This is a genomic window from Streptomyces sp. NPDC004134, assembly GCF_042874195.1.
In the GTDB taxonomy this organism is placed as follows: domain Bacteria; phylum Actinomycetota; class Actinomycetes; order Streptomycetales; family Streptomycetaceae; genus Streptomyces.
The window spans coordinates 247,172-264,422 of the sequence record NZ_JBIAMS010000005.1 but is presented as its reverse complement, the minus strand read 5'-3'; the positions used below and the strand labels follow the sequence as shown (position 1 = coordinate 264,422).

Genomic DNA, 17,251 nt, shown 5'->3' with positions numbered 1-17,251 from the left:
AGCCTTCAAAAAAGCCAGGTGAGGGAGGCGAGCCATGAACGGCACGGCGGAAGTCCGGCCCGGGGCAGAGCGATTGGTGCGGGTCGGGGAGGTGGAGATCTGCGCGCAGGCGTTCGGCGCGGCGGCGGATCCGCCGATCCTGCTGATCGGGGGCGCGGAGGCGTCGATGGACTGGTGGGAGGACGGCTTCTGCTCACGCCTGGCCGCGGCCGGGCGGTACGTCGTCCGTTTTGATACGCGCGATACGGGCCGGTCCACGACGTTCCCGGTCGGGGCGCCGACGTACGGCGGCGAGGATCTGATCGCCGACGTGGTCGGGCTGCTCGACGCACTCGGCCTCGACTCCGCGCACCTCGTGGGCGTCTCGATGGGCGGCGGCATGGCGCAGACCATTGCGGCGCGGCACCCCGGCCGGGTCGCCTCGTTGACGCTGATCGCCACGAGCCCCGCGGCACCGGGTGGCCCCGACCGGCCCGAGTTGCCGCCGATGAGCGACGAACTGGCCCGGAAGTTCGCGGAGCCGCAGCCGGGGCCGGACTGGTCGGACCGCGAATCGGTCATCTCCTACTTCCTCGCCGGTGAGCACACCTTCGCCGGCGCCATCCCGGTCGACGAGCAGCGCGTACGCCGCGTCGCCGGGCGGGCTTTCGACCGCAGTCCCGTCCCCGCGGCGGCCGCCAACCACTGGCTGCTCGACGACGGGAAAGAAGACGACGGGAAAGAAGACGACGGGAAAGAAGAGGCCGCGCTGTCCCTCGGCGACATCACAGCGCCGACGCTGGTGCTCCACGGCACGCAGGACCCCCTTTTCCCCTACGCCCACGGCGAGGCGCTGGCCCGCGAGATCCCCGGGGCCAGGCTCGTGCCGCTGCGGGGGATGGGCCACCAGATGCCGCCCCCGGAGCTGTGGGACACGGTCATAGCCGAACTCGTCCCCCACACGGGCGCAACCGCCCGCTGACCGGCCCGACGGCCCGAACGGAGCGGGGCGAGGCGAGGCGGCTCAGCGGATCGGGCCGCGGGAGCGGGTGCTAGCGCCGGGCTGGGAGGCCGGGCCGGCCCGCCGGGACGCGGTGATGCCGAGGCGGGCCATGGAACGCCAAGTGGGCTGCCCCATGGCGGAGTCGGGAGTGAGACAGGTCAGAGTGAGACAGGTCAGAGGATGCGTGCGCGGCGGGCGGCGGTGATCCAGGCCGGGAACTGGGAGAGGAGGCGGTCGTAGAGCTGCGGATCGGGGAGTCCGCTGATGTCGTCGACGGAGAAGAATCCGACGTTGTCGACCCGGCGGCCCCCGAGGCTGTCCAGCCGTTCCAGTACGCCGTAGTCGGCGGCTCCCAGACCCACGAACTGCCAGAAGATCGGCTCCTCGACCGCTTCGCGCAGTTCGCGCTCGATCTCCGCGTTGCGGTAGACGCCGCCATCGGAGAAGAACAGCACGAGTGTGGGATCGGGGGCGGGGTTCTCGCGGACGTAGGCGCGGACTTCGGCGATGACCTTCTGCTCTTCGTTCTGGATACCGACCGTCCGCATGTCGACCTGGCCGTTCTCCAGACCCTTGCGCTTCTTGCGGGGGCGGAAGAGAGCGAGCTGCCCGACCCGCACGTGCAGTCGCAGCCACTCGGGGAGATCCCCCAGGAGCAGGTCCGGAAGCCGGGCCGGATGGGAGGCGAACGTCCACGCCTGCATGGCCCCGTCGTCGTCCAACTCGGCGGCGACCGCGGCCATTCGCTCGACGACGTCGGCGACGACGCCTTGGGCGTAGAGGCGGGTCATGGAGCCGGAGGCGTCCAGCACGATGATGACGCGCGCGGAGACATCGGCGGCCCCGTGCTTGCGCAGGCTGATGGCCACCTGCTCCTTGCGGAGCGACAGCCGCTTGCGCATGTCGACGGGCAGGTTCTCCTCGCCCTTGACCAGCCGCGGCCCGCCGGACGCGGCGGGCGGGGCCGCAGGTGCAGGGGCGGGGTGTGTGCCAGGGGCGGGTGGCGCGGCGGCGGGGGCAGCCGGCGGGTAGGGCGCGGGAGGTGGCGCCGCGAAGGGTGCCTGCGGGGCGGGGGCCGGCGTTGGGGCAGGGGATGCGGGTGCCTGCGGGGCCGCGGGCGGCTGCGTGGGGGCTGCCGGGGCGGGCGAGGGTGCCGCCGGGGCCGCGGGCGGGGTGGGGGAGGGAGAGGGCGGGGAATCGTCGACCGCGATGCCGAAGTCGGTGGCCAGGCCGGCAAGCCCGGAAGCGTAGCCCTGGCCTACCGCGCGGAACTTCCAGCGGCCGCCCCGCAGATACAGTTCGCCGCCGACGAACGCCGTCTCCGTCGTCGCCTCCATGTCGAAGCGGGCCAGTTCGCCGCCCGTTGCGGCGTCCAGGAGCCGCAGCGACAGCCCGGGCACCTGGCCGAAGGTGCCGCCGTCGGCCGAGGCGCACAGGACGACGCGTTCGATGTCCGGACCCAGCGAGTTCAGCAGTACCTCGACGGAGTCGGTGTAGCGGCCGCCCGCCTGCTGCTTGCCGCGGTGGGTGACCGACTGGGAGGTGTGCTGCGGCTGGTTGTAGAAGACGAAGTCGCCGTCGTCGCGGACCCGGCCGGCGGCGGTGAGCAGCAGCGCCGAGGCGTCGACGTCGGGTACGCCAGGACCTTCGGACCAGGAGAGTTCGGCGCGTACCGCGGGGGCGTCGACGGGCAGGTTGGCGCCTTTGGCGAGCGGTGCGGTGGCCATGGACTCGGTCCCTCTCCCGTGCGGTCGGGCTGTCGTTGCGGTCGTGGTGGCGTACGGCGGGCTGCGTACCGCCCACCGCGGTTCCGTGGGGAACTCCCGGCGCCACGGCGTGGTTCCGCGGCCGGTGGCCGGGATCCTGCCCTGGTCAGGTACAGCGTGTCATGCCGGGGAGGTAGCGGTGACGGTTGGTGAGGCAGACCACGGGGGTACGTCGCTTGCCGCCGCGGGCTGACGCGGTCCGCACCCGCCGCGGGCGAGGCTGCTGGCACCCGGATCGTCCGGGCCAACAGCCTTTGAGGAGCAGTTCTCTTGCGCTACGTACGCGGCAACCGCCTTCGCGCCGTCGCCCTCTCCGCCGCCCTGCTCGCGACGGCCACCGCCGGTACCGCCGCCGCGGCCGGCGACTCCCGTACCGACGACCGCGCTGGCAGGAACGTCCAGGACGCAGGCAGCGCGGATACCGCCCGGGGCGCCGACCGCGGGGAGCGGCCCGCCGCCTCCCTGACCGGCACGGCGAAGCTCACCAGGTCGCTCGGCGACGACATCACCTTCTCCTTCGACGCCCGCCTCGCCGCGAAGCACAACGACGACCCCCTCCAGGCGACCGGCACGTTCCGCTTCAGCCACTACCTCGGCGGCGAGGGCGCGTGGGCGGAGGCCGACGTCGACTGCCTCGTCACCGGCGGCAAGGTCGCGGTCGTCTCCGGTGTCATCACCGACACCGACCTCCCCGGCGCGAAGGGCGTGCGCGTCGGCGTCACCGTGCACGACCAGGGCCGCAACGACCATCTCGGCTATAGCTGGGCGGGCACGGGCAGCCCGGTGGAGGACAAGGACCTTGCGCCGTGCGTGAGTTCCGCGCCGTTCGAGAAGGTCAGGCGCGGCACCGGCGACTTCCGGGTCCAGCCCTGGCAGCCGGAGCTCTGACCGGCGGAGCTCTCACCGGAGTCACGCCGCCCGCCCGGGGTCGTGCCCCGCGTGCCCGCGCGCGGTACGGTCCCGGGGTGAGGTGATCTTCCGGGCGGCGGCAGCCGGCCGCTTGCCGCAGCGCGGCCGGTGGCCGCGGGCCCGCCGCGGACGACGCGGGCGGCTCCCGGCAGCGCGGAGCCGCCCGGCCGGCCTGCCCGCCCCGATCCCTCCGGAGACCACCGCATGACCGCCGCACAGCATCAGCACCCTCTCGCCTACGCCGACTTCGTCGCCCGCGCCACCGCCGACCCCGCCGTCGTCGGCCTCGTCCTCAAGGGGTCCCACGCCCACGAGGGCATGGCGACCGAGCGCTCCGACCACGACCTGTACGTCGTCCTCGCCGACGGTACGGCCGGCGGCCTCACCCGCCTCCACGGCCACCGCTCCGCCGCTCTCGACCTCCTCGTCCTCCCCCTCGCCGGCTTCCGCGAACTCGGGGCCGCGCCCGGCTTCGAGCGCTACGCCCTCGCCCGCGCTCACGTCGTCCTCGACCGCCTCGACGGCGGCATCGCCCGCGTCCTCGCCGCCGCCGCCCGGCTCGACGCCGGCGAGGCGCACCGCGACGCCGCCGCGCTGCTGGACGCGTACGCCAACTCCCTCTACCGCTCCGTCAAGAACACCCGCGACGGCCACCCCCTCGCCGCCCGTCTCGACGCCGCCGACAGCGCCCGCCACCTGCTGGAGCTGCTCTTCACGCTGGAGCGCCGCCCGCGCCCGTACAACAAGTACCTGCGCTGGGAGCTGGCCCGGCACCCGCTGCCCGGCTGGGCGGGCGACGAACTGCCCGCTGCCGTCGACCGCATCACGTGCACCGGCGACGCGGACCTGCAGCGCGCCGTGTTCGCGCGGGTCGAGCCGGTGGCCCGGCGGGCGGGCCACGGCGGTGTGCTCGACGCCTGGGGCGAGGACCTGCACCTGATGCGCCCACCCCAGACATGAACCCACCGGCTCCCCGGGCTCCCGGCCCGTCGGCCCCCGTCAGTCAGGCAGGGAGACGTACAGCCGGGTACCGCCTGGGCGGTAGCCGACGCGGGTGTACGTGCCGCGCGAGCCCGCGCCGGAGTACTCCAGCCACACGGACCCCGCCCCGCGGTCGAACATCGCCGCCGTCAGCGCCGCCGTCACCGCCGCCGCGACGCCGCGGCGCCGGTGCGCGGGGCGGGTGCCGACGCCGGCGAGTTCCGCGGTGTCCTCGGCCGGCGGCGAGCACGTCGCGCCGCCGGCGCAGCCGCCGTCCGCGGCCCGTACGAAACGCACCTCCCCGCCGTCCTCCCCCAGCCGCCGCAGCCGCGCCGCGCCTTCCGCCGACGCGGCGAACGCCCCGCCGAACGCCTCCGCGAGCGCCGCGTCCAGCGCCCGGAACTCCGCCTCGGTGGCGGGTGTTTCCACCCGCGGGCGATTGCCGCCGGGCAGGGGATCGGTGTACGTATGCGGGGTGCAGACGAGGTACTCGTGCACCGCCTCCGCCTCGAACCCCGCCGCCCGCAGCGCCCCCTCCACCAGGGGCGCGGCCTGGGGCGCGAACTCCAGCCGCGGCAGCAGTCCCCGCTCCCGGAACGCGCCGACGAGCGCCGCGACGTCGCCGGTGGTGGGGGCGGTGCCGGGCAGCGGGGTTGCGTAGTTGAGGTAGGGGCTGTCGGTGCCGACGGCGAAGCCGGCGACGAAGCCGCCGGTCTCGACGACCTCGGGGCGGCGGCGGAGGTGGGCGACGGCGAAGTTCTGGACTTGCTCGTCCATGGGCGTGACCACGGTGGTATCGACCTCACGAAGTCTCTGACGTGCGCAGACAGAAGAGAGCGTGGGGCCGCCGTACGGGACGGGCGTGTCCGGCGTGGGAGAGCGGGCGGCTCCGCTACGGAAGCGGGCGGGCCACTCGGTGCCGACGGCGGCCGCTGACGGGCGCCGGGATCAAAGGCTTCGTTCCTCACCGTGAGTACGCCGGCGGGCGGCCGGCGGATACGTCCGCGGGCGCGCGGACGGCGGCCAATGTCCCACGCCGGCCGCGCCCATGCAACGCGTTTACGGGATGAGAGCGGAATGTCAGTGGGCGGTGCCACAGTACGGGACATGGACATCGACCGGTTCTGGCATCTCGTCGAATCGGCGCGCTCCTCCGCGGCGGCGGACGGCGTGCCCTTCGACGAGGCGCTCGTGGGACTCCTCGCGGGGCTCCCCCGGCTGGAGATCCTGGCGTATGCGGAGCGGTTCGGCGAGGTGCACGGTGCCCTGTACCGCTGGGACGTGTGGGCGGCCGCGTATCTCATCGGCGGGGGCTGCTCGGACGACAGCTTCATGGACTTCCGCGCCGGGGTGATATCCCTCGGCCGCGAGTGGTACGAGCGCGCCGCGGCCGCGCCGGACAGCCTTGCCGGGCACCCGGCCGTCGCCGAGGCCGCGCGGGACGGCCACGACGAGATCCTCTTCCACGAGGAGGTGAACTACGCGGCGGGCACCGCCTTCGAGCGCCTGACGGGCAGCAGGGACGCCTTCCACGAGGCGTGGGCGGAGTACCGGCCGGCGGACGGCGAGGTCGGCGCGGCACCGGACATGGGGGAGGACTTCGACTTCGACGACGACGGGGAGATGCACAAACGCCTGCCGCGCCTCGCGGGCCTGTATCTCCGGGCGGCGGACCGGATGTAGTGGGCTCCCGTGCGCGTACGCCTCCGGGCGTGCCCGACGCACCGGCCGCCGGGTCACCCTGCGGCGAGGGCGACCACGATCGCGATGATCGTGGCGAGTACGGCCAGGAGGCCGAGGACGAGGAAGCCGAGCCCGGCGCAGTTGCCGACCAGGCTGCCGGCGGCCCGCCATCCCCGCGGCGTCAGCCCCGCGAAGCGCCGCGCGGCACGGGGCTGGAGCCCGGAATCCGGCCCGGGACGCGGCCAGGGACCCGGCCAGGGACCCGGGCCGGGATCCGGTTCCAAGGCCGCGGCGGGCCCGGCGGGTTGCGGGTGCGGGGCCCGGGCACCGTCTCCGGCGGCACCGGGATCCACGGCCGCCGCCTCCGGCGTGGGCTCCCGCGCTGCCGGCTTCTCCCGTACGGGCCCCCCTGTCGCCACCGGAGCGGAAACGCCCGCCCCCGGCGGCGGCGCCGCGCGCGTATCCCCGGCCCCGTACCGTTCCGTCAGCTCCCGTCCCTGCCGCTGGTACGCCAGCACGATCCCCGCCCACCGGTCCGGCATGCCGGACCACGACGAGCCGGGGGCACCGGCGGCCGCGCCCGCCTCCTCCGCCAGCGCCCGCAGCGCCTCCGGGCCCGGCCGGGCCGCCGGGTCGAGCGCCAGGCAGGGCCGCACGAGGCCGAGCAGCGGCTCCGGCACCGCGCCGAGGTCCACCGCGCCGCGCGCGACGAGCGCCAGCAGCCGGACCGGATCGCCGGTGTCCGGGCACGGCGGCCGGCCGGTGGCCAGGGTGCAGAGCGTGGCGCCGAGCGCGTAGACGTCGCACGCCGGGGTCGCTGGCTCGCCGCGCGCCTGTTCCGGGGCGATGTACGCGAGGGTGCCGAGGGTCAGCCGGGTACGCGTCAGGTCGGTGGCGTGCGAGATGCCGAAGTCGATGACCTGGATGCCGTCGGCGGGCAGCAGCACGTTCTGCGGCTTCAGGTCGCGGTGCACGACGCCGACGTCGTGCAGCGCCTGGAGGGCTGCCGCGCAGTCGGCGGCGAGCCGGGCGACCGTGGCGGGGTCGGCGGGACCGCCGCGCGCGGTGAGTTCGCCGAGGGAGGGCGCCGATACATAGTCCGTCGCCAGCCACGGCCGCGGGGCCCCCGGGTCGGCGGCACGTACCCGCACGGTGTGCCGCCCGGCCACCCGGCGTGCCACGCCGACCTCGCGGGCGAACCGTGCCCGGTCCGCGTCGTCGGCCTCGCCCTCCGCCAGCAGGGTCTTGACGGCGGCCAGTTCGCCGGTGGCGGTCTCGACGGCGAGGTAGACGCGGCCCATGCCGCCCGCGGAGAGCCGGGCGACGAGCCGGTACGGGCCGAGGTGCCGCGGGTCGGCCCGGTGCAGCGGGCCGGGGGTCACGCCGAGGTCAGGCACAGCGTCCGCCCCCGTTCGGTGAAGAGGTACCGCACCTGCGTCGTCCCGGGGCACCGGTCCTCGCCCTGGACCTGCGCCAGTACCCGCAGGACCGCGCGGCCCTCCGGGACGGTGTCGGCGCATCCGACGGTGGTGGCGAAGACCGCGTCGTCGGTGAGGGGAGTGACGTCGAGAAGGGACCCGTCCTGCGGTGCGGCCCCGATCACGCACTCACCCTCGGTGAACCGCCGCTCCAGGCAGATGCTGACGACACCCGCGTCGCTCTGCCGGCTCCACGCCACCGCCGCGTCGGTGCCCATGCAGCGTTGGACGAGGCCGCCGTCCTCCGTCGCGGTCACCTTCCAGGGCGCGTCGGGTCCCGTGCCGCAGGCGGCGGTCTCGGGAGCCTCGGCGGTCCAGCCTCGCGCCGGGTCCAGGCCGGTACGCACGCACTCGCCCGGCGCCACGTCGGCGAACGCGCGGTCCGTGGCGTCGGGTTCGCGCGACTGCTCGGACCGGTAGTAGCTGTACGCGCCGACGCCTGCGAGCAGCAGGAGGAGTGAGGCCATGAGTGCCTGCACGGAGCGGACGAAGACCCGCGCGCCCCGGCCGGGCCCGTCGGATTCCCCGTCCGGCACGTCGTGTGCGTCCCCCGCGCCACCTGCAACGCGCCGCGCCTCCGGCTCCGGCTGCGGTCCGGGGTGGTGCGCTTCCCGTACGGCCGTCGCCTCCGGCACCGTACCCGCCGGCTCCCGTACGGTCTCACCCCGCACGGTCTCCTCCCGCACCGTCTCCGGCGGCAGTTGCGGCGCGCCCGGCCCCCGCCCTCGGGCCCCGGCCACTCCGGGCCCTCACCGCCTTCCCGCAGCACCCGCGGGTCCGCCGCCAGTGTCCGCGCCTGTCGCGCGTACCCCTGGATCAGCCGCGCCCACGGTGCCGGCAGCCACCCGCTCGCGTCCGGCACCGTCGGGAACTCGGCCAGCTCGAAGGTGAAGAGGTCCAGCAGCTCCCTGGTCCGCGGCCGGTCGGCGGGGGAGAGCGCGAGGCAGGCGCGGACCACCGGGGCGAGTTCGTCCGGTAACCCGGCCAGGTCGGTCCGGCCCTCGGCCACGTAGGTGAGCAGCAGCAGCATCTCGGTGTCCGCCGGATAGGGCGGGCGGCCGACGGCGAGGTGGAAGAGGGTGGCGCCGAGGGAGTAGACGTCGGAGGCCGCGGTGGACGGTTCGCCGACGGCCTGCTCGGGGGAGGTGAAGGCGACGGTGCCCAGGGTGAGCTGGGTGCGGGTCAGGTCGGCGGCGTGCGAGATACCGAAGTCGATGAGGCAGGGGCCGGCGAGTTCGAGCAGCAGGTTCTGCGGTTTGACGTCCCGGTGCACGATGCCCTGCCGGTGCAGCTCCGCCAGCGACTCCAGCGCGCCCCGCGTCACCCACCGGGCCCCGGTCCCGGCCAGCGGCCCGGCACGGCGTACGAGTTCCGCCACCGAGGGGGCGGGCACGTACTCGGTCGCCATCCAGGGCCAGGGCGCGTCCGGGTCGGCGTCGAGGACGCGCGCGGTGCGTACGCCGTCGGCCCGCCGGGCGACCTTCACTTCGCGCGCGAAGCGCCGCCGGACGATGGCGTCGATCTCGCCTTCGGCGAGCAGGGTCTTGACGGCGGCCAGGGAGCCGTCGCCTGCGGAACGTGCGAGGAAGACGCGCCCCATCCCGCCGGTGGCGAGCCGCCCCAGCAGCGTGTACGGGCCGAGCGCCGCCGGATCGTCCTCCTGAAGGGGCCGGATGTCCGCACCCTCGCCCGCGGCGGACCCGCCCGGCGTCTCCCCCTCCACGGCCAACGGGCCCTCCCCCTGGTCACGTTCGCAAGAGAGAAAGTGTAGTCGCGGCCATGACACGAACCGAGACCGCGGCAAGGGATCGTCACACCAGGCCGCCACCCGCTACGAGAGCGGCTTCCGCCGGTGAAGTCCGTGCCGCCAACGCCTCGACCGCGCTCGCGGAGTGCTACACCGTCTCCCCGTATGACGACGGCGCCGCGATCGGAATGCCTACGATGCGTCCGGAGGATCAAGCGACAGCCGTGCGTCCGGAAAGTTCTCCCGGCCGAGCACTTCGATCCCTGCAGTTCCGGCAGACGGAATGTCGAGGTCCAATTCGGGCCGAACCGCAAGCGGACTGAGATCCAGGGGATCACAGGGATCCTTGAGTTGGATAAACAAACGAGTAATTGCAGGAAAAGCCTGCAGAATGAGACCGACGTCCTCGTATGACCGCACACCGTAAAGAAGAAGCTGCTCGACCTGCGGAATCGGCGACATGCCCGTCAATCCACGGAGAGAGGGCATCTGCATACCCAGGTTTCGCAACTGGTCAATCCCCCGGGCAATGCCCATCACGGTACCGCAGTCGACCTCTGCGCCCAGCCTATCGAGGTAGAGGCTACCAAGCCCGATACCGGCCAAGGGCGACAGGTCACCGACGCGCGGGCATCCGAATATCGTAACCGAACAAAGATCGGGCATGTCGCCAAGGAAGGAAATATCGCTTACCACCTGATTGTCGCCAAGCACGAGCCAGGATACGCGCGAACGCAGCAGATGAGAAGAAAGCTCCCGCTGCGGGATGGAAGAATTGCAGATAAGGGTTTCTACGGGCCCGAGAGAGGGGATCTCGGCAAGCTGCTCCACATTACCGACATCGACCTGCACAGAGGAAAGGTCCCGGCCTGAAAGGATTTCCGAGGCGAAAGTTGCCGTATCGAAGTTGTGCCATTGGTGGGCGATACGGGTGCGCATTCGAGAGGAGCAGACCGACATCAGGTCCCTCAGCAGCGGCAGCGAGTCGCTACCCGCCGCCTGCACGGCGGTACTCGGCAGCCAGCCCCAGTCGGTATGCTCGGCTGCGAACTTGCGCAGTTCGGGAAGGATCTGCTCCCCCACCATGGCATATTGCAGCCATTCCTGCGCTCGAGGCGGCAACGACTTCCCCACTCGGCTCAGAACAGCCTTGCGTACCTCACCGTCCAGGCGGGAGGCATACGGCAGGCAGGAGCCCAGCAGAAGATGGATTCGCCGTTTTTCTTCGGCCTCCTCGACGCTGTCGCCGCGGTCGAGGATCTCCTTCATCAGTTGCGAGCGGTCGTTCGGATCGCAGTGTCCCACCGCCATCCGGATGACGTCCGCCCATTGATCGTCACCTGCCTTGCTGCTGAGTAGCCCGAAGTTGCGCTCCTCTTTGAACTCCTTGGCGGCCAGGTAGTCCTGAAACGTCCGGTGGATGAAGTCGAAGGTATCCACGCTGGTCTCGCGCAGCAGGCCGGTCCTGTTCAGCAGGTGGTTGAACGCATCCTGCGGCGTGCACTGCCGCTCGACTTCGGGCAGCGTGGGCAGCAGTCGAGCCATCTGCCCCTCGGCGTGGCTCTTCTCTCCTTCCACCCGCCCGTTCAGGACGAGCCAGGAGGCTATGCGCTGCAGCATGGCGAGCTGCTCCTCCTCGGCCAGCCGCATGCCTTCGGAAGCCCCCACCCGGCGCTGCTGGTCCCGCCGCACCAAAAGCATGCTGAGAGCGGCCCGGTAGACGTCCATCCGCCTTTTCGGCAAGGTGCCGTCCCACTCGCGGTGGAGGGCGCATATCATTCCGCACAGCAGTGGGCTGTCGGCCAGGGCGGAGAGGTCGGGAGAAGTACCGAGGGTGCGTAGCAGAGCGTCTCGTAAGCGAGTCAGTTCCTGGCGCTCACGCGCCGCCTCGAGGGCTGTACCGTCGGTTTCGGATACGGTCTGCGCAGCACGATGCCAGCGCTCCACGAACAATTCCCTGTCCTCTGCATTCATCGAGCACAGGGACAGTTCCTCGAAATTCCATTCGTCAAGCCAGCCGACAGGGACAGCAGAGGGCCGAACCGTCACCAACGTCAGCGTCCGCGGATACAGTTCCAGCAGGCGGGCCATCCACTCCTTCGCCTCGTCACGCTCGAACGGCGGGATCTCGTCCAAGCCGTCGACGAGCAGCAGGGCCCGCCCGGCACGAAGGACGCGATCCGCCCAGCCGTCCGGCTGACTATCGGCTCTGAGGCAATCGTCCACCTCAAGGAACTGAGAAGGGCGTGGCTGCAGAATTCCCTGCCGAGACATCTTGCGCAGCCGTAGCACGAAGGGGACTCGGTGGTTGAGGGCAGACAGCTCCTCTGCGAAGGACCCGGTTGCCGCACCGACAGCAAGCCACTGGATCAGTGTCGACTTCCCTGCGCCCGCCTGGCCGCGCAACAGGATGCGGGACTTGTCGGCGAGCAACTGATCTATCCGCTCCCGGCGGTCGTGCCGAGACGCTGATGAGGGTCCGTGCTCGCCGGCCAGGATCTCCGGGTCACCTGCGTCGGACTCCCGGGAAGAAGTAGCCTCCAGAGTCAGATACGCGGTGTCGAGGTTCCACCCGCGCCCGTGCGCCCTGCCCAGGTCGAGGCCGAAGATCCTCACCTTCCCGTGGTCTGCTCTGACGGCCTCTGCGTAATCTCTCTCGAAGCTCACGTCTGCGCGATCCCGGCTGGGGATGCGATCCAGCAGCAGGTCGATCTGACGGGCTTGTGCAGCTATGGCCCGGAACTGCTCTAGCTGCGTCCTCTGAATGAACGACGAGCGCTGGGAGAAGAACTGGAGGATGTGCAGGCAGGACAGTTCGAGCAGCGACTCGTACATCGCTTCACCGGAAGCGGACAGACTGAGGGCCGCGCGGGGGGCGGCGCGCCGCAGCTCTGCGGCGAACTGCTCGTAGCCGAGCTGCACCGCCTGAACGTCGTCCATATCGATCTCACCCAGCACGAGAAGAGTTCGGGTGAGGCGATCCGCCACCGCGTCCTGCTCTCCGGTCACGGCAGACGACACTTCGCGCGGCATGGACTCGACCGTGCGCTTCACCAGCGTACTGACAAGCCTTTGGATGTCCTTCTCCGCGAGGGTTCGCTTCTCCCCCTTGAAGGTGAGCCTGCCCGCGATGCGTACGGGGTTGTCCACCAACCCTGCTCCCGCGGGAGCGGTGAAGAGCTTGCTGACCAAGCGAGCAGCCACTGGTCCGGCAGCCTTGGCTGCCAGGGTCCCGGCGGTCACCTCCATGCTGACACTCCTAAGCATGTGCTCGTTCGCACGGGCGGAAGGCCCTGTCGTCCACCGGGATCGGCGCCGGTTTTCACCGTACCGGGGCCGGCTTGCCGGTCCGCTCCTCGGGCCCATGCCGGCGGGAGGGGCAGGAGCACGGCTCCTGCCCCTCCCGCCATCGGGCTCAGTCGGTCAACGGCAGGTAGACGCGGTTGCCCGCGTCCGCGAACTCCCTGGACTTCTCCAGCATGCCCCGTTCGATCTCCTCCGCCGTCAACTCCGCCTGGTCGTCCGAGCCGAAGCGTTCCGTGATGCTTCTGCTGATCTTCATCGAGCAGAACTTCGGGCCGCACATCGAGCAGAAGTGCGCCGTCTTCGCCGGCTCCGCCGGGAGGGTCGCGTCGTGGAACTCGCGGGCCGTGTCCGGGTCCAGGGCCAGGTTGAACTGGTCCTCCCAGCGGAACTCGAAGCGGGCGTCCGACAGGGCGTCGTCCCAGTCCTGGGCGCCCGGGTGGCCCTTGGCGAGGTCCGCGGCGTGGGCGGCGATCTTGTACGTGATGACGCCGGTCTTGACGTCGTCGCGGTCCGGGAGGCCCAGGTGTTCCTTCGGGGTGACGTAGCAGAGCATCGCCGTGCCCCACCAGGCGATCATCGCCGCGCCGATGCCGGAGGTGATGTGGTCGTAGGCGGGCGCGATGTCGGTGGCCAGAGGGCCGAGGGTGTAGAACGGGGCCTCTTCGCAGATCTCCTGCTGGAGGTCGACGTTCTCCTTGATCTTGTGCATCGGGACGTGTCCCGGGCCCTCGATCATGGTCTGCACGCCGTGGGACTTCGCGATCCGGTTGAGTTCGCCGAGCGTGCGCAGCTCGGCGAACTGCGCCTCGTCGTTGGCGTCGGCGATCGAGCCGGGCCGCAGGCCGTCGCCGAGGGAGAACGTCACGTCGTACGCGGCGAGGATCTCGCACAGCTCGTCGAAGTGGGTGTAGAGGAACGACTCCCGGTGGTGGGCCAGGCACCAGGCGGCCATGATGGAGCCGCCGCGGGAGACGATGCCCGTCTTGCGGCGGGCGGTGAGCGGGACGTAGCGCAGCAGGACGCCGGCGTGGACGGTCATGTAGTCGACGCCCTGCTCGCACTGTTCGAGGACGGTGTCCTTGTAGACGTCCCAGCTCAGTTCCTCGGCGCGGCCGTCGACCTTCTCCAGCGCCTGGTAGAGCGGCACGGTGCCGATGGGCACGGGGGAGTTGCGCAGGATCCACTCGCGGGTGGTGTGGATGTTGCGGCCGGTGGACAGGTCCATGACCGTGTCGGCGCCCCAGCGGGTGGCCCACGTCATCTTCTCCACCTCCTCCTCGATGGAGGAGGTGACGGCCGAGTTGCCGATGTTGGCGTTCACCTTCACCAGGAAGTTCTTCCCGATGATCATCGGTTCTGACTCGGGGTGGTTGACGTTCGCGGGGAGCACGGCGCGGCCGGCCGCGATCTCGTCGCGTACGAAGGCGGGCTCGACGCGCTCGCGCAGCGCGACGAACTCCATCTCGGCGGTGATCTCCCCGCGTCTGGCGTACGCGAGTTGCGTCACGGCGCCGCCGCGGGCGCGCCGCGGCTGGCGCGGGCGGCCGGGGAAGACGGCGTCGAGGTTGCGCAGGCCGCCGCGGGGCGAGGTGTGCTTGAGGCCGTCGTCCTCGGGGCGGGGCGGACGGCCCGGGTACTCCTCGGTGTCGCCGCGGGCGATGATCCAGTTGTCGCGCAGCGGGGTGAGCCCGCGGCGTACGTCGGTGTCGGTGGTCGGGTCGGTGTACGGCCCGGACGTGTCGTACAGCGTCACGTCGTCGCCGTTCGTGAGGTGCACGCGCCGCACCGGGACCCTGATGTCGGGCCGCGCGGGGTGCTCGATGTGGTCCTTGTGCCAGCCGATCGCGGTGGCTTCCGCAGATTCCGCGGAGTCCCCGGTGGCGGGCGTACGTGCATCCGAAACGGTCATGGAGACCCACTCCCTACGCCGGCATTACCCGGTAACAGGTTCGGCGGTCGGCGCAGCCTCGGTCCGGATCCGGATCCGTCAGCGCCCTCTCAGCCCGGTGCTCCGAGCTCCCGCGGTGTGCAGTTCGCCGACCACGCTAACCGCTGCACGCACCGGTACGAAAGAGGGCCCCGGAGCACTCCTGCGATGATCTGGCCGTGACACATTCGCACAGCCACCACCACGGCGCCCCCGCCCCGCCCGCCTCGCACCGGCTGCGCAGGGTGATCGCCGCGGTGCTCGTCCCGTTCGCGCTCGCGGTGCTCGCCGGGCTGATCGCGCTGTGGCCGGGGAGTGAACCGGCGGGCGAACGCAGCGGCATCGGCTTCGACCAGGAGCGGCAGCGGGCGAAGGTCACGAAGGTCGAGGAAGTGAAGTGCGCGGACGTGGGCGCGCAGATCCAGGAGCAGGGGCCGCCGGGCGGCGGTGGCGGCACCGACGAGCCGCGGCCCGACCAGGACGCGGTGTGCGAGCAGGCGACGATCGAGGTGACGTCGGGCAAGCACGCCGGGCGGACCTTCACGGAGATCGTCGCGCCCGACGCGTCCCGGCGGTACGAGGTGGGGCAGGAACTCGTCGTCTCCTACTCGCCGAAGGCGCCGCGCGAGCTGCAGTACGCCGTCTCGGACGTGGTGCGCACCGTGCCGATGACGGCGCTGGCGCTGCTGTTCGCGGTCGCGGTGGTCGTCGTGGGGCGGCTGCGCGGGCTGGCGGCGCTCGCGGCGCTGGCGGTGAGCTTCGCGATCCTGATCCTGTTCATCCTGCCGGCGATCCTCGACGGGTCGAACCCGCTGGTGGTGGCGGTGGTCGGGGGCAGCGCCATCATGCTGATCGCGCTCTATCTGTGTCACGGCTTCAACGTGCGTACGTCGGTGGCCGCACTCGGCACACTCGCGTCGCTGCTGCTGATCGGGCTGCTGGGCTCGCTGTTCATCGGCTGGTCGAAACTGACCGGGAACACCGACGACTTCACGGGCCTCATCCACACCCAGTACCCGGACATCGACATGAGCGGGCTCCTGCTCGCGGGGGTGCTGATCGGCTCGCTCGGGGTGCTCGACGACGTGACGGTGACGCAGGCGTCCGCGGTGTGGGAGCTGCGGCAGGCCGATCCGTCGGCGCCGTGGCGGAAGCTGTACGCGTCCGCGATGCGGATCGGGCGCGATCACATCGCGTCGGTGGTGAACACGCTGGTCCTCGCGTACGCGGGGGCGGCGCTGCCGCTGCTGCTGCTCTTCACGATCGCCGACCAGGGCGTCGGCACGGTGGCGACGAGCGAGTTCGTCGCGGAGGAGATCGTACGGACCCTCGTGGGCAGCATCGGGCTGGTCGCGTCGGTGCCGCTGACGACGGGCCTCGCGGCGCTCGTCGTCTCCGCCGACCGCCGCCACGGATCGGGTCCTGCACCGGTGCCGGTCGCGGACCCTGGCGGGGGTACGGGACCTGGCGGGGGTACGGGATCGGGTGCCGGTACGGGAACGGGGCCGATTCCCCGTACGAGGTCGGGACCGGGACCTGCGCCTCAGCCAGGACCCGGGCCGGGATCAGGCCCGAGACCGGGCGCCGGCATGGGCCCTGGATCGCAGCCGGGCGCCCCTGCGGGGCCCGGAGGCTGGGGAGGCACGGGCTCCGGCGCTGCCGCGGCTCCCCCGGAGGGCCGCTCCCGCCGCCGGGGCGGCGGCGGACGGCGACGCCGGAAGTAGCGCCGGAGACGACGGAGCCGGCCGGCTACCAGTCGTTCTTCGACGACGACGCGGTCATGAACTTCCGCACCAGGAAGATCGCACCTGCGATCAGCGCCGCGGCCAGCAGCACCTTGAAGAGCAGGCCGATGATGAAGCCGACCAGCGCCATGATCAGGCTGCCGAAGACCACCAGCACGATCGCCGGGATCAGCACCCACGTCACCCACCACGGCAGTCCCGCAGTGATCTCTTTCACGGACACGGTCATTCCTCCTCCGGTACGCCGGGGTTGTCCCGGTGCCTTCGATGCTAGGACGCCGGGCGGGCGGATGGGAGTGCCCCCTGCCCCCGTCCATCCCGGAACGAACCCCGAGGCGACCCTGAGGGACTGATTCACGCCTCGGGTGGAGAGAAGACCACCAGAACCCGGAGATCCTCGGTGATGTGGTGGAAACGATGCGGAACGCCCGCCGGTACGTAGACGACGCAGCCCCTGCCGACCTGCAGGGTCTCGTCGCCGACGGTGACGGAACCGCGACCGCTCATGATCACGTAGACCTCGTCCTGGCGATGGGGCTGCTGCGGATCGGGCGCTCCGGCGTCCAGCGCGTAGAGGCCCACCGACATGTTCCGCTCGCGCACGAACTGCAGGTACGCTCCGTCGTTCGCACGGCGCTCCGCCTCGAGGTCGTCCAGCCGGAATGCCTTCATCGTGCTCCATCCTCCGCGTCCATGGTGCTCCCGACTACCTCTGGAACGATCAACC

The 17,251-nt window shown here is 71.7% G+C and carries 14 protein-coding genes and 1 riboswitch; of the genes, 5 read left to right on the top strand and 9 right to left on the bottom strand.

Features of this window, described 5'->3' with window-relative positions; genetic code table 11:
* Nucleotides 1-34 precede the first annotated feature (34 nt).
* Complete coding sequence (locus tag ACFYVJ_RS09910; protein WP_388888349.1) at nucleotides 35-961, top strand: alpha/beta fold hydrolase; 927 nt, start codon at nucleotides 35-37, stop codon at nucleotides 959-961.
* Between the two features lie 194 nt (nucleotides 962-1,155).
* Here ACFYVJ_RS09910 and ACFYVJ_RS09905 read toward each other — a convergent pair whose 3' ends face one another.
* Nucleotides 1,156-2,709, bottom strand: coding sequence for a VWA domain-containing protein (locus tag ACFYVJ_RS09905; RefSeq protein WP_388888346.1), 1,554 nt, complete (start codon nucleotides 2,707-2,709; stop codon nucleotides 1,156-1,158).
* A 309-nt stretch (nucleotides 2,710-3,018) separates the two neighbouring features.
* Here ACFYVJ_RS09905 and ACFYVJ_RS09900 point away from each other — a divergent pair, with 309 nt between their 5' ends.
* Together ACFYVJ_RS09900 and ACFYVJ_RS09895 are read left to right on the top strand one after the other, a co-directional pair.
* Nucleotides 3,019-3,636, top strand: coding sequence for a Repetin (locus tag ACFYVJ_RS09900; RefSeq protein WP_388888343.1), 618 nt, complete (start codon nucleotides 3,019-3,021; stop codon nucleotides 3,634-3,636).
* 225 nt (nucleotides 3,637-3,861) lie between these two features.
* Nucleotides 3,862-4,617: a hypothetical protein gene (locus ACFYVJ_RS09895; RefSeq protein WP_388888340.1), complete on the top strand. Its 756-nt coding sequence runs from the start codon at nucleotides 3,862-3,864 to the stop codon at nucleotides 4,615-4,617.
* A gap of 39 nt (nucleotides 4,618-4,656) precedes the next feature.
* Here ACFYVJ_RS09895 and ACFYVJ_RS09890 read toward each other — a convergent pair whose 3' ends face one another.
* Nucleotides 4,657-5,415, bottom strand: coding sequence for a GNAT family N-acetyltransferase (locus ACFYVJ_RS09890; protein ID WP_388888337.1), 759 nt, complete (start codon nucleotides 5,413-5,415; stop codon nucleotides 4,657-4,659).
* Nucleotides 5,416-5,745: 330 nt separating this feature from the next.
* Between ACFYVJ_RS09890 and ACFYVJ_RS09885 the strand changes: the two genes are divergently transcribed.
* A complete protein-coding gene (locus ACFYVJ_RS09885; RefSeq protein ID WP_388888335.1) occupies nucleotides 5,746-6,321 on the top strand; it encodes a DUF4240 domain-containing protein in 576 nt (191 codons plus the stop codon).
* 53 nt (nucleotides 6,322-6,374) lie between these two features.
* Here ACFYVJ_RS09885 and ACFYVJ_RS09880 read toward each other — a convergent pair whose 3' ends face one another.
* The 5 genes from ACFYVJ_RS09880 to thiC all read right to left on the bottom strand — a co-directional run bounded on the left by ACFYVJ_RS09880 (nucleotide 6,375) and on the right by thiC (nucleotide 14,761).
* Nucleotides 6,375-7,718, bottom strand: a complete 1,344-nt coding sequence (locus ACFYVJ_RS09880) for a protein kinase (RefSeq protein ID WP_388888332.1) — start codon at nucleotides 7,716-7,718, stop codon at nucleotides 6,375-6,377.
* Complete coding sequence (locus tag ACFYVJ_RS09875) at nucleotides 7,700-8,056, bottom strand: hypothetical protein (protein WP_388888329.1); 357 nt, start codon at nucleotides 8,054-8,056, stop codon at nucleotides 7,700-7,702. The genes ACFYVJ_RS09880 and ACFYVJ_RS09875 overlap by 19 nt, the downstream gene beginning before the upstream one ends.
* Nucleotides 8,053-9,522, bottom strand: coding sequence for a serine/threonine-protein kinase (locus ACFYVJ_RS09870; RefSeq protein WP_388888597.1), 1,470 nt, complete (start codon nucleotides 9,520-9,522; stop codon nucleotides 8,053-8,055). The genes ACFYVJ_RS09875 and ACFYVJ_RS09870 overlap by 4 nt, the downstream gene beginning before the upstream one ends.
* 216 nt (nucleotides 9,523-9,738) lie before the next feature.
* Nucleotides 9,739-12,795 carry an NACHT domain-containing protein gene (locus ACFYVJ_RS09865; protein WP_388888327.1) on the bottom strand — a complete coding sequence of 1,019 codons (3,057 nt, stop codon included), beginning with the start codon at nucleotides 12,793-12,795 and terminating at the stop codon, nucleotides 9,739-9,741.
* Between the two features lie 166 nt (nucleotides 12,796-12,961).
* The gene (gene thiC / locus ACFYVJ_RS09860) at nucleotides 12,962-14,761 is read right to left on the bottom strand and encodes a phosphomethylpyrimidine synthase ThiC (RefSeq protein ID WP_388888324.1); all 1,800 of its coding nucleotides are present in this window, start codon (nucleotides 14,759-14,761) and stop codon (nucleotides 12,962-12,964) included.
* A riboswitch (TPP riboswitch) is annotated at nucleotides 14,754-14,885 on the bottom strand. (Overlaps the previous gene by 8 nt.)
* Nucleotides 14,886-14,958: 73 nt before the next feature.
* Between thiC and ACFYVJ_RS09855 the strand changes: the two genes are divergently transcribed.
* Nucleotides 14,959-16,503, top strand: a complete 1,545-nt coding sequence (locus ACFYVJ_RS09855) for a YibE/F family protein (protein ID WP_388888321.1) — start codon at nucleotides 14,959-14,961, stop codon at nucleotides 16,501-16,503.
* 25 nt (nucleotides 16,504-16,528) lie between these two features.
* Here the strand turns inward: ACFYVJ_RS09855 and ACFYVJ_RS09850 are convergent, their stop codons facing one another.
* Together ACFYVJ_RS09850 and ACFYVJ_RS09845 are read right to left on the bottom strand one after the other, a co-directional pair.
* The gene (locus ACFYVJ_RS09850) at nucleotides 16,529-16,741 is read right to left on the bottom strand and encodes a DUF5326 family protein (protein WP_047020110.1); all 213 of its coding nucleotides are present in this window, start codon (nucleotides 16,739-16,741) and stop codon (nucleotides 16,529-16,531) included.
* A 137-nt stretch (nucleotides 16,742-16,878) separates the two neighbouring features.
* A complete protein-coding gene (locus tag ACFYVJ_RS09845; RefSeq protein ID WP_101423481.1) occupies nucleotides 16,879-17,196 on the bottom strand; it encodes a cupin domain-containing protein in 318 nt (105 codons plus the stop codon).
* Nucleotides 17,197-17,251 lie beyond the last annotated feature (55 nt).